Origin of the sequence: Geofilum rhodophaeum, from assembly GCF_002210225.1 — a bacterium.
Classification (GTDB): Bacteria; Bacteroidota; Bacteroidia; order Bacteroidales; family Marinilabiliaceae; genus Geofilum; species Geofilum rhodophaeum.
Map to the genome: position 1 here is coordinate 1 of NZ_MWUJ01000027.1, position 12,659 is coordinate 12,659.

Consider the following 12,659-nt stretch of genomic DNA (forward strand, 5'->3'; position numbering starts at 1 on the left):
GCCACTGGCCATATTGCCAAACGTTGTGCTTCATTATTAAGAACGTCTCAACATAGACAGAAATAGTAGAAATTTAAATGGATTCTAAAAAAAGGGAAATAAAAGATTTTAGCTGTTCAGAGACAGATGAGAATTACATAAATTCATTAATTGAGTTACTTAAACAGGATTTATCAAAAGATAATTTAGGGATTAAGGTTGCAAATGTTATCTCTGATTATAAAACCAAACCAGTAAACGGATTGATTCGTGACATTATATCTGACATAGAATGCCATTTAGGGATTTATAAAAATAGCATCAGAGATTTTGAACCAAGTGAAGACTTTGACTATAAGACAGGAATAAAATATTATCTTGACTTACTAAACACCATCAAGACATCAAACAACTTCATTCTTCCTGATAATAAGTATAAAACATATATTCGTTGGTTCTATTACGAGAAAGAGAAAATTGAGGTTGATGTTTTAGTAATGGATAACTGGAATTATATCCTATATAAGGACAAACATTCTTCTGATTTTTATCTTTCTATTGTTTTTAGTCAGTCATTTGCCTCTTGGGATACAGATTTTAAAATCGAAGGAGGACATAAAGAAAAAGTTTTATCAATGTTTGAAAGTGGGGTGTTTGATAAATTGATTCTGACTTCAATATTAGATGATTATAAAACTGAATATTATAAGAATAGAAAAAAATAACGAAAGCACAACACGCAATAAAAAACATAGGGCAGAAAGTGCTAAATTTGAACGGCATAACATTTAATAAACGGCGTGGTAACTTGACAGGTAGGTGCTTCGAAATGCCCTACGTTTCTTATTGCCATCCGTTGTGTGTAAGCGTAAAAAGACGCCGAAGTATTAATAATTAACAAATAAATACATGGAAACGAAAATTAAACGTTTATTGATTTTAGGATTCTCATTACTAATCCCTTTTTTAACTTTCTCTCAAACAGACAGTATTTCAAAATCTCCAACTGCAAAAGATTTTATGATAGAAATTAACTTCAACCCATTCGGAGATGATGGTATTTTCAGTTTTGAAAACTTACAAACAAAGTATTGGATAAATAATAAAACAGCCTTAAGACTTGGATTACAATTTGATTACAACAATAATTCAACAACAGAGGATGATTATAAATCAGATGAGGTTTATAAACCAACTGTTTCGGAAAAATCATTTTTACTTGGATTTAAACCGGGAATAGAATTTAGAATTCTACCAAATTCAAGGATTTCGCCTTATTGGGGATTTGAATTTTCGTACATAAATAAATCTTCAAGTTCGGAATATGTGGAATATGATAGAGAATATGACTATGATATTCAGGATTATGTTTATAACAAAGTTGAAACGAATGTTGACGGAGCATGGCGTGAGATTGAAACTGGATATTATAACTTCAATAATGGTTATTATTACTACTCAAACACATCATACGGAAAGGAAAGAGCATATAGTTCTTATGGACTTAATCTTTTGCTTGGAACAGATGTTTTTGTTTATAAAAACCTCTATATGGGTTTTGAGATAGGTATAGGATATGAATTGATAAAATATAAACAGATAAAATTAGAAATAAATGATTCTGGTGAAACTGACCCTGTAGAAATTGAAGAAAATAATTCAACATATCCTTCAAGTAAAACATCAGACTTTGGATTTTATTACAATAACTCGATTAGATTGGGAGTCTATTTTTAGTGAGGAATAAACGCCTACACACAACACATGGTATAGTGCATGCGGGTTTCAGAGGTTTTCGAGCGTTTGTAGCTCGTAAATAAAGTCGGTTTAACCTGATAGGAAATCGCCTCGTAATCCCGCACGACACCATACCATCAACGTTGGCAACAATTAAAACCACACTCAAATCTTAAAATATAAAACATGAATGAACATTTAAAACTAAAAATCTTAATATTACTTATTTTGATTTTCCCGACCCTAACATATGGCCAGATTGCTGAAACCTCACCTCGTAATCAAATCTATTTTGAAGGACAAATAGGATTATCTCACTATTTAAAAAATAAAATAGATGATGAATTAAATAATGCAGTCAATTTTGGAGCTAGATTTAGATTTGAATTGGCTAAAAGAAAATTATCAATAGCCCCTAGCTTTAATTTAAGGCAATTCACTCGTAAAGAAGGACATAGCGATTCGGAAGAATATCTTTTAACTCTTATTAAATCAGGTATTCAATTAAGTTTTATGGTAATTGAATCTAAGGATCAAAATCTTCAACTGCACAGTCTTTGCGAATTTAATTATACATGGTCTGCATATGACTATAGATACGAGGACAATTCTTATAATCCAACTGATTCTCCTAATAAAGATCTTTTCAAAATTCTTGCAGGAAAAGGACCTGGTATTATGCTTGGATATAGACTAAAGTACCACTTTGTTTTTGTTGAAATGTCATATGATATCTACGGTTCAAAACATTATTTGTCTAATGAAGCAAAAGAAGCATTTGATCAGCAAGACATCAATTATGAAGAATCTTTTGATCAGGGCATTAATACCTTTAATTTCAACATAGGATTCTCGATACCCCTAATCTGGAATTAAAGAATAAAGATCGATCAACTAAAAGTAAATGCAACCAATTGATTCTGAATCCATGAAAAATATTTTGATATTTATTGCGCTAACAATTCTTACTAACATAAACGCTCAGACGGTTAGTTTCACAAATACAATAGACAATAAATTTCCTCCATTTGAAGAAGAAACTGAATTTATTTTCGTTGACTCAACTGATATAACAAATAAATACGTTGAATTCATTACAGATATTAGCCTCAATAGCAGTAACTCCCCTGATAGTTATCTCGGATTAGATTATTTTTATTATAAATTAAAAAAAAAGGCCTTAAAAATTGGCGCTAATGGATTTATGATAAATATGTATTTCAAACAAATTATAGGGGAGAAATTAGTTATCGGATTATATTGTTCTCTTTATAGAATAGATACTAAAAATATGGATAGCTTATCTCAAAAAAATGGCAGCGGGTCAGTATATTTATTTTGTACAGATGGTTCGTTGAAAAAGAAATACAAAATTGATTTTAATGGTCATCAAATAGTTCTAGCTAATGGAACATTTTTCAAAAATCAGTTAGAGAAGGATTCTGAATATATTAACATTTGTTGGAACACATCATCTCCTACTTCTGAAAAATTCTACGCGGTTAAAAATAAAGACTACTATTTCATGCCAGGTTATGATTATGAAAAGAATGGCTTCGGTGTTGGAATGGTTAATAGTGTAAGTATAGGTAGTGTTGGCAATCCAATCTTTTCACAAGGAGTGAGTGCACCAAACTATACAGCAATACCAAAAATCAAAGAAATTGAAAAAGGATTGGGAGTATTAATGAAATTAAACTATAAAGAAAATAAAAAATAACTGTTGCCAACAATATGTATAAGCAATGGCGGGGGCAGTGCAACCATTTAGCGGCAGATTCTCGCCCGATTATCGTGTCCATGCGGACAGATAATCACCCGAAAATCCGCCACTGCTCATACACGAACCGTTACCGCCAATGCTAAAACAAGTACACGATAAAAATTAATGGCACAGCAATACGACATAAACGATCCTTACGATCTCGACATCATGCGGGCGCACTACGACAATTACTCAGAAGAGGATTGGCAGGCGTTTATTGATTTCACCCAACTGCCGGAAAACAAACGGGTATTCACGTTTGATGATAGAGGATGTTTGATGCGTATGGCCAAAAAAGCGGGACGATATCACCGTCCGGCCGATAAGGACATCCGCTGGGGGCTTGGCTTAGCAGATAAAATTGAACGCCTGATGGCTCAGGCTGAAGCCAATGAGGATGCAGAAGAAGCCCTGGAGCACGACAATACAATCAAAGCGCGGCATGTCACCTTTCGGGTGGCCTGGCACGACAATAAATGGGATGGCAGCATTTGCAAAGACCCTTTAAAAAATCGCTATTGCAGCGGCTTTCATTCCTTGCTCTCCGAACGTTTGCGCAGGCGCAAAGAGAAAAATCTGGAACAAGAATTGGCTTTCAAAGGCCAGCCGATTACTGAAGAATATGTGCCGCCCTGCTTTTGGAGTGTCAACCTGTTTGGCAAGCAAAACATCCCCGTAAAACATGACAACCCTGCCGACCCTGGGTTGACCCTGATTGAAGAAGAACTCCCGGCTCAATCCATGTTCAGTTGGCCATTTGCCGTTTCGTTTACACGCACCAACGAGCAAATGAAAGCCGATGGCGCCTACCCGAGAAACCTGGAGCCGGTGCGCATCCCCAAGTTCAACAATGCCGTGCGCAAAGGCCAATCGGTGGCTTTTATGTATGCCAAATTTAGCAATCCGCTAACGGAAGAAGATCAGCAATATCTGGTGGTGGGCTGTGGCCTGGTGACCGACAAAGGCGATTATCACTATTTCGGCCCTAAAGACTTAATTGACAAAAAGAAAGCGAGCAAACCCAAATACCGGAATTTCCCTTCCATGAACTGGGCTATTCGTTACTCCTTTCAGGAGCGTGATTTACTGGTGCGCATGCCCTATCACGAGTATTTGGACTATGTGAATCAACCCGGCTTTGATGCAGAGGGAAAAGAACAATTGCTGAATAAAATCAAGGTAGCCATCACCGAGCCCGAACTTTACCACTGCTTTAAGTATGTGGCCATGGATGTGGATGACGATGAAGCCATTTTCATCTTAACCAAAATGCGCAAGCAACTCATTAATTGCAAAGACGATGGCATTGTTTCCCCAAGCGAAATGCAAGACCGCATAGATGCCGTAGAGCAGTTGCTTTCTTTCTGCTGGAAAAAGCGCACCTATTTTCCCGGATTCTCATCCATCTGCCGCAGCATATTGAATTGGGATAAGCAAGAATTTTTGTTGGATGAGCTGATCGAAGAATTGCAACAAGGTGAGCAAGATGAATACTACGACACCTTTTTGGCATTGATTGAAAATCCAGATAGCAACAAAACCTACCGCAAATATGCCGCCCTGCTCAAAGATGTAAAAGAGGCGTTGGAAGACAGCTACGGCCTGACGGAAGAGCAGTTTTTGCATTTGTGTATGCTCAACCTGAAACCTTTTCAGTACAAACGCATCCTATCGGGTAAATTGAAATTATCGGGCGATTGGAAAAAGACAATTGATGACGAGCGGGCCAGTCATACTTTGTCTGAAATAAGTTCGAATCCTTATTTGCTTTACGAAGATTACCAGGCCTATGATGCCCTACTCGATCCGGTAACAGGAGAAGAGACCGACAACCCAATTGACTTGTTCAAAATAGATGTAGCCTACTTCCCGGATACCCGCTTCGGTATTGAGCGTAAAGACTTGCAACGGCAAATGCGCAACAACGACAAGCGCAGGCTCAGGGCATTGACCATTCGTTATCTGCGCACGCTGGAAAATACCGGTCATTGCTTTGTGCATGCCGAAGAATTGGAAAATGCTATAAAAGCATATCCCCTGTTCTACAACATGGATACGGAATATCAGATTCCGGCTAATTTCTTCCATGTCCTAAAACCGGATTATATCATTCACTTTGAAGAAACCGAAGACAAAGTGAAAGTGATTTCGGAGAATGACACCAACTACTTTTACCTGTACGAAGTATATAAGGCGGAAGGAGAAATCGAAAAGGTCATTCATCAGCTTATTCAAAACGAACCTATACAAAGCATCTATCCCGACCTTGACGAATACATAAACGCCAGCTGCAAGAAACTTGGCAGTAAATTGGGTGATGCCTTTGAAGAAGATTTATTCAAAAGCGAGCGAAAGCAATTGTACGAAAACATATACCGCAATAGGTTATTTGTATTGGCTGGGAATCCCGGTAGCGGTAAATCGTATGAGCTGCTGAACATCATTACTGAATGGAAAAAAAGAGGCGAAAAGTATTTGCTGCTCGCCCCAACGGGCAAGGCTGCTTTGCGCCTAAAAACCGACCCTGATTTCAAGGGCATTGAGGCCTTTACCATTGACAAGGTGCTGGCGGACATCAGGAATAAGAAAATGACTATTCCTACCCTGCAAAGTATCCATAACATCATCATTGACGAAATGTCGATGGTTGACCTGATGAAACTGCGTGATTTGCTCAGACTCCTCAATGTGGAAGTGTCTTCGTTCAAACGATTGGTGCTGGTGGGCGATCCGCACCAATTACCGGCCATTGGATATGGTAAGGTCTTGAAAGACATCCTGTATTTCTTAAGAACCAATACGGATCATGCCGATAAATGCATCGAACTGCAAACTAATTGCAGACAAGAGCTTGCAGAAAGCCGCATTTTGGATTTTGCCGAAGGCTACATTACCGATGGGGAAATTGATGCAAACTTGGTTTCGATTATTTCTTCAGGTAAAACGGATATATCAAAAGGATTTAGAATTCATTTTTGGAATACAGAAGAAGAACTCTACACTCAAATCAATGAAGAATTTGACTGGCTATGCAAAAGACTTGAAAAACCATTGGCTGGTAATACCGATGAAAAACTGAACCAACTTTTCGGATTGGAGAAAACAGGCGAATTATCTCCAAACCAGCCCTATAATCTTGAAAACTTTCAGTTGATCACGCCTTATCGCTCGGAGTATTTCGGTTCAGGACAAATCAACGACTATGTTCAGCGATCGTATAAATCCAATCAGGAACTGGAATTGATCAATGACTGGTTCAAGCAGTCGGACAAAATCATTCGAACCAAGAACTACTATGAAAAAGGTAAACTTATTTTATCCAATGGTTCTATTGGGTTGATCCGGGACGATAGCGAAACCCTTTTACATTTTCCTGAACTGGATGAACCTATGCCGGTTTATGGCGAAGATGGAATCCGAAGTACTGAACTGGAAGAATTTGATTTGGCGTATGCCATCACGGTGCACAAAGCCCAAGGAAGCGGATTTAATCATTGTTTCTTCATCCTGCCCAAAAAACCAGGATTACTTTCCAAGGAATTAATCTACACGGCATTGACCAGAAGCAGGGAGTCTGTGACCCTGTTTGTTCAGGGTGATAAGGAAGAGCCCTTTGAAAAATCCGTGTTAGAAAAAGCCCGTTCACGTTCCTACACCGAAAGCAGAAGAACCACGCTCCTGCTCGACAAACCGTATCGTTATTATGCATTAGAGGTAGATGGGATTTTCATTGAATCTAGGGTGGAACTGTTGATCTATCAGGCATTGAAAGAGGCTCAAAAGGAATTCGGAGAAGATGAATTGAAATTCTTTTATGAGATAAAACCTACTGTGGATGATCAGCAACTGCCCATGAAAACAGACTTTACTTTAATCACCAAAAAAGGAATCTGGTATTGGGAGCATTTGGGACGACTTGGAAATAAGAAATACGAATGGACTTGGCACAACGTAAAAAAGAAAACGTATGATGAATATGGTTTGATGGACAAGCTCATCACAACAGACGAACGAAACGGCATCAACCCTGATAAAATCAAAGAGATAGTTGAAATTATTATCGGTGATAAGGTGCAATCAGAAGATAAAACCATTCGCTATTCATTACATCATTATAGCTTAAGATGAAAGCACTAGGCGGTAACAGCGTGTATGTAGCAATAGCGGGTGAAGTGGTAAATCGAAGGTCTGTGCTTTTAAGAAACATTGTGTTAACTGGGGAGGAAAGTGCTTCTAATCCGCTACTGCACATACACGCCAAACGTTGGGCGTAATTTAATAGATAAAATACCTGACCTGAATTAATAGAATATGTTTATCATCAATTCAGGAACCATAAATGGTTGAGACCTTGATTGAAGTAACAAGCTTTGCGCAATATATCATTAAACAACTTTAGTTTTAACAAGTATTGGTGAGAATATCAACCATTCATGAATCTCATAGTGCTAAGAACAAAAGATAAGGATTATGGCGAAAATTATTGGTTTTATTATTGGCGGCATAGTGTTATTGATTGCTTTATTGATTGACCATATAAATAATGGTGGCTTAACTAAAGGAGACAATTCTGTATTTATTAATAAAAATCCAAAAATTGCTGATGCCCCATTACCTAAAATGCATTTCTCTGAAATATACGAGTACAGAGTAAGATATGGAATATTGATTTTTATGGCAACTATATCTTTTATTATGATAGGAATAGACTTAATTTTTACAGAAAAAAAACATCCCAATTTACGCTAGGAGTGTGCCCTTTTATACTGGAATCGGAACTTTGATTTTCACTTTGGTTTTCTTAAGAAACCGCATACAAAAAAAATTGGATTATCCACATGGTATATTTAAAATCGGCAAGGATGGTATTTGGACAAAGAAATTAGGCTGTATTATGTGGGATTCGATAAGTAGAATAAAAGTTAACGTGAATTTTGAAGGTTTTGGTAGGAAGACGGAAGTATATTATCTGCAAATCGAAACTTTAGACAAATTATTTGATGAAATAAATCTGATTGATATTAAAACTAATAGAAATAGATTACTTAAAAAGATTAAAAACTACGCCCAACATCATATATAAAATATTGGTGGGTTAGTTATTTACACAAACCATCCTGTCCCGCACCAACTTTTGTGACGGCAGACAATTATGACTCCCGCAGCCCCAACATTTCATATATGTGACCGTTGTGTGTTATTTAAAGTAACGTACTTACAAATAGGAAATTAATCATAAGATTTTTAAAAAAAGAAACAATAATAAGATTGACTTACTAAATGAAAAAGATAATCCTCAGAATAATTGGTGAAATTCTAATGTTATTTCTAAAACTGTTGCTTTTAGTAACAGGAAATAGTGGTAAGGACAATAAAACAAATGGATTGCAATCAAAAACAGAGCCATTGACAACCCCAAAGATTAAATGTTCAGAGATAAAGGAATATTTTAATACTATTGAAACTAATATCGCTTGGGATGACTATATAAAATGGGTTGAAACCCTTTCCCCCTTGTGGGTTGGCTTAATTGAGAAAACTGCTGAATTACTTGATACTCCACCGGAGAAAGTTGAAAAGTTTAAAAGTGTGATTTCAACTGCTTTTGAAAATTTGAATGACTGGTGGTATGAAAAAAAGCCACTAGTAAAGGTTAGGAGAAAAGAAATTGATAGTGCAATTAGTTTTATTTTCCAGAATGCGAGAAATAACTTGATTAAAGACTACCTCATTTCTGTAATTTCATTGAACTTGACAAGCATTTTAAGGTCAACATTAACAATTTCAGTTCATGGATATAGAAAGGAAAATATCAATCTGATTTTGGCTAAGAATTTGTGTAGCATGGGTGAAGTAAGAACCTTTTTTAAATTTGAAACTAATAATTTTATTTCCTATTTACCTTATGGGAAAGGACTTGATGGTTCTAGTAAGGAATATTCGGAAGATAATTATCATCTGATGATGAGTATTGGTGCTGAGAAACTAAAATGTGTTGAAGATATTGTAAGTATTAATAATGAAGTTTTCAAAATTTGGACTTCGTTTAAAAACCCGATTGAATTAAAAATCCCAGATGACATTTGGATACGGAAAATTGGAAATTTAAACAGCCAATTATACAAAAAGAATAGAGATGATTTCTATAATAGATAAAAACAACACACAACAATGTATATACAAAATAGACGAGATAGTAGTAAATTCAAGAGTTGTAGCCCGCTTCAACATCGCAACGGTTTGATAAGTTTGAAGCCCGCAATCGCCTACTTTGCATATACTTACCGTTGTAGGGCATAAAAGACAGCAATGAAACAGATAGAAGAACATAAGAAGTGGATATCGACTGAAGTTATTGAGGTTTTAAATCACAATCTTAACTTTAGTAATTGGACTGAGACTTTTGCTTGCGAAGGCAAGTGGAAGATGGAGTTTGTAGATGAGCAAGAATCCAAAATTGAAATCTTTATGCCAACTTCAAGATGGGGAGAAAAACATTCTGGATTCTTCACTTTATATTCAGGGCGATTTGAATTTGACGATAACACAATTCTTATTTGGCAAAATGAAAATGTTCCTGTTCGACTTAGCTATGAGGAATTAGTCGATAAAATAAAGATTCATATTCTTGGTAGAAATATCGTATTCGAAAAGAATTAAAGAACTGGAAGACTATAATTTTCGACTTTATGAATAATTCCATAATATATAGGACTCATGATATTGACTTACTGATACATAATGAATTAAAAGAAGATATTGAATGCATTAATCATTACAACTTTGAAGGTGCTGTATATAATGAAATCAATTTCAAAAGGCTATTGGTTTTTTATGACCAAGATTTGTTTATAAAAGCTAATCTGGAAATGGAACAACTGAATAGGTGGATAAATGCTTATTATTGGTATTCAGTGTATTTAAGAGAATTACAGACACAAAAAATATCAATTGAAAATCACAGACAACCAAGATTAAAACTAATTGAGCAAATTAACAATTTTTGTAGTCCAGATTTTGATTGGTCGATAATTGAAAAAATGGATAATGAATTAAACATGAAATAATTACGCCCTACAACAATGTGTATGGTGCATAAGGGTTTCAGAGGTTTTCGAGCATTATCTCCCGCATCAAATTTGGGCGGTAACCTGATAGGTTTGAAACCCGAAATCCCTTACGACACCATACACTCAACGTTAGCAACAATTTAAGACAAAAAACCATTTATGAAACATATAATCATATTGACTTTATTGAATTTTAGCCTAAATGGTAACGCTCAATCATTAATTGATTCTATTATTCTTTTTGACAACTATAGTCTTCAAAGCTGCAAAAATTATGAGAATATTTTTCAATGCAACATTAGTCCATTCAGTGACGGACAAAATCCGATTTTCAGAGATGAAAGAGACTTTAACATTAAAGCAACATTATTTGCAGAGAACGGAAAAGAAATAGAGTTACCGCAAAGACCCGACAAGCTTAAATTAGAGGTTTTTGCTGATTCGATTAAAGTATATCCCTTATTGAACACGATAGAAATTAATGGATACGTAACTGGTGGATGGTATGGAGCAGGAAGTCATGTGCATGTGTATTTGGGTCAGAAAGTAGATACCATTATGAATATTACACTATCACCGAATTTGCATGGTCCGACCTATTATAATGACAAAAAAGTAAAAGAACCAATTGTAATTACTACACTACCTGCAATTAAATTAGAAAATTATATACATATAAAATCAGAAGTTGGGTTCGAGAATCACCCCAAAAGAGCATTTAGAATTTCAGGTCAATTCAATAATAAGAGCATATTAGCATTTGGGCTAAGTTCTAGCTATGTGGAAATATTTGAAATTGGTGAATTACTAACGAAAACTGAATGACAGAATGAATGAAAACTGTTGCCAACATCATGTATAAAACACTGGGGTTTAGGTGGTTACATGAATGCTTCTGCCCCGCATCAGCTTTTGTGTCGGCAGACAGAGAAGTCGCCCGCAATCCCCAACGTTTCATACATGTGACCGTTGGGCAAAATACTAAGAGACACTCGGCAAAAAATAAAACTTAGCAATATGAAAAGATTAAGAACACTTATTTTGATAATATTATGTTTCCTTTCTTGGGGCCTAAATGCCCAATTAAATTTAAATGATTACTTCTTGATATCAAATCAACAGATTGATAAAAAAGAAGCAAGACGTTTAGCGATAAAAATAACGTCAGATTCAACATATGAATTTGTTGACAATATAAATCGCAACTACAAAATTGACAAGAAGGTTAAGAAAATGGAATTTCCATTAGGTAACGAATTGAGTAAATATAGTTTTATTGATGGGAATATTGTAATTAAAACCAATACAGACACCTATATTGGTTCCCCCATTGACAGTGCTATTATAAAAGAAAAGGAATATTTTAGATACTTGCTTGTAGACTTGGATTTACCAGTAGCTAATGATACAGATTCTATAATTAGCTCCTTAGATGGCATAACAACAATGATAAACTCCCAGACTTTATATTTGAGTCATCATCAAAAAAGCCTACATCCCCGATATGATAAAATTGGTTCATGCATAATTCAGTTTGACAATTTAAAAACTACCGTCTGTGATATTGATAATAGATGTACAATGTCAGGTTTGAGTAACAGAAATAAAGATTTACTATTTAAAAATATAATGAAAGATTACCAACTTAAGGAGGATTTTATATACACTTTATATATCGATAAGGACGTAAAAATTAAGGACATAAATACCACTATTAGGGCAATCAGGAAAATTGAAAATTTATCAAAAATATATTTTGCTTTTCAAGCATTAGATAATCAAGAATATATAGTGAGTTATATCACTATCCCTATCGATATTAATTTAAATGATGAATTTGAGTCATTTAAGGATTGGGCTAATGCATCGGTAGATGATAGATTTATAAGTGGTGAAAGAATAATGATAATTGAAGATGATATTGAAATTGAAGATGAAGGATTTGGTATAGTAGAATAGTACTTTGCCCAACACGCGGTATAGTTAATAAGGGTTTCAGTGGTTTTCGGGGCGTAGTAACCCGCTCCAAATTTTGCTGTAACTTGATAGGTGAAAAGCCCGCAATCCCTTACTAACCATACCGCCAACCGTTGTGTGTAAGTTGAAGA

The 12,659-nt window shown here is 35.5% G+C and carries 11 protein-coding genes; all 11 read left to right on the forward strand.

Annotation, left to right across the window (positions count from 1 at the left end; translation table 11 throughout):
- The first annotated feature begins 77 nt into the window (after positions 1-77).
- Positions 78-704 carry a hypothetical protein gene (locus tag B4W65_RS15515; RefSeq protein WP_088656088.1) on the forward strand — a complete coding sequence of 209 codons (627 nt, stop codon included), beginning with the start codon at positions 78-80 and terminating at the stop codon, positions 702-704.
- A 184-nt stretch (positions 705-888) separates the two neighbouring features.
- Positions 889-1,716 carry a hypothetical protein gene (locus B4W65_RS15520; protein ID WP_088656089.1) on the forward strand — a complete coding sequence of 276 codons (828 nt, stop codon included), beginning with the start codon at positions 889-891 and terminating at the stop codon, positions 1,714-1,716.
- Between the two features lie 186 nt (positions 1,717-1,902).
- Positions 1,903-2,592: a hypothetical protein gene (locus B4W65_RS15525; RefSeq protein ID WP_088656090.1), complete on the forward strand. Its 690-nt coding sequence runs from the start codon at positions 1,903-1,905 to the stop codon at positions 2,590-2,592.
- A 28-nt stretch (positions 2,593-2,620) separates the two neighbouring features.
- Positions 2,621-3,436, forward strand: a complete 816-nt coding sequence (locus B4W65_RS15530) for a hypothetical protein (RefSeq protein ID WP_088656091.1) — start codon at positions 2,621-2,623, stop codon at positions 3,434-3,436.
- A 168-nt stretch (positions 3,437-3,604) separates the two neighbouring features.
- Entirely contained in the window at positions 3,605-7,609 is a 4,005-nt protein-coding gene (locus B4W65_RS15535) for an ATP-dependent DNA helicase (protein WP_088656092.1), read from the forward strand.
- Between the two features lie 342 nt (positions 7,610-7,951).
- The gene (locus tag B4W65_RS15540; protein WP_088656093.1) at positions 7,952-8,230 is read left to right on the forward strand and encodes a hypothetical protein; all 279 of its coding nucleotides are present in this window, start codon (positions 7,952-7,954) and stop codon (positions 8,228-8,230) included.
- A gap of 531 nt (positions 8,231-8,761) precedes the next feature.
- The gene (locus tag B4W65_RS15550; RefSeq protein WP_088656095.1) at positions 8,762-9,637 is read left to right on the forward strand and encodes a hypothetical protein; all 876 of its coding nucleotides are present in this window, start codon (positions 8,762-8,764) and stop codon (positions 9,635-9,637) included.
- A gap of 153 nt (positions 9,638-9,790) precedes the next feature.
- A complete protein-coding gene (locus B4W65_RS15555; protein ID WP_088656096.1) occupies positions 9,791-10,141 on the forward strand; it encodes a hypothetical protein in 351 nt (116 codons plus the stop codon).
- 29 nt (positions 10,142-10,170) lie between these two features.
- Entirely contained in the window at positions 10,171-10,548 is a 378-nt protein-coding gene (locus B4W65_RS15560) for a hypothetical protein (protein ID WP_088656097.1), read from the forward strand.
- A gap of 162 nt (positions 10,549-10,710) precedes the next feature.
- Positions 10,711-11,376 carry a hypothetical protein gene (locus tag B4W65_RS15565; RefSeq protein WP_088656098.1) on the forward strand — a complete coding sequence of 222 codons (666 nt, stop codon included), beginning with the start codon at positions 10,711-10,713 and terminating at the stop codon, positions 11,374-11,376.
- Between the two features lie 192 nt (positions 11,377-11,568).
- Entirely contained in the window at positions 11,569-12,510 is a 942-nt protein-coding gene (locus B4W65_RS15570; protein ID WP_088656099.1) for a hypothetical protein, read from the forward strand.
- Positions 12,511-12,659: the final 149 nt, after the last annotated feature.

Coding starts and splice junctions, on each gene's coding strand:
- B4W65_RS15515 (WP_088656088.1), top strand. CDS start 78: ATGGATTCTAAAAAAAGGGAAATAAAAGATTTTAGCTGTTCAGAGACA.
- B4W65_RS15520 (WP_088656089.1), top strand. CDS start 889: ATGGAAACGAAAATTAAACGTTTATTGATTTTAGGATTCTCATTACTA.
- B4W65_RS15525 (WP_088656090.1), top strand. CDS start 1,903: ATGAATGAACATTTAAAACTAAAAATCTTAATATTACTTATTTTGATT.
- B4W65_RS15530 (WP_088656091.1), top strand. CDS start 2,621: ATGCAACCAATTGATTCTGAATCCATGAAAAATATTTTGATATTTATT.
- B4W65_RS15535 (WP_088656092.1), top strand. CDS start 3,605: ATGGCACAGCAATACGACATAAACGATCCTTACGATCTCGACATCATG.
- B4W65_RS15540 (WP_088656093.1), top strand. CDS start 7,952: ATGGCGAAAATTATTGGTTTTATTATTGGCGGCATAGTGTTATTGATT.
- B4W65_RS15550 (WP_088656095.1), top strand. CDS start 8,762: ATGAAAAAGATAATCCTCAGAATAATTGGTGAAATTCTAATGTTATTT.
- B4W65_RS15555 (WP_088656096.1), top strand. CDS start 9,791: ATGAAACAGATAGAAGAACATAAGAAGTGGATATCGACTGAAGTTATT.
- B4W65_RS15560 (WP_088656097.1), top strand. CDS start 10,171: ATGAATAATTCCATAATATATAGGACTCATGATATTGACTTACTGATA.
- B4W65_RS15565 (WP_088656098.1), top strand. CDS start 10,711: ATGAAACATATAATCATATTGACTTTATTGAATTTTAGCCTAAATGGT.
- B4W65_RS15570 (WP_088656099.1), top strand. CDS start 11,569: ATGAAAAGATTAAGAACACTTATTTTGATAATATTATGTTTCCTTTCT.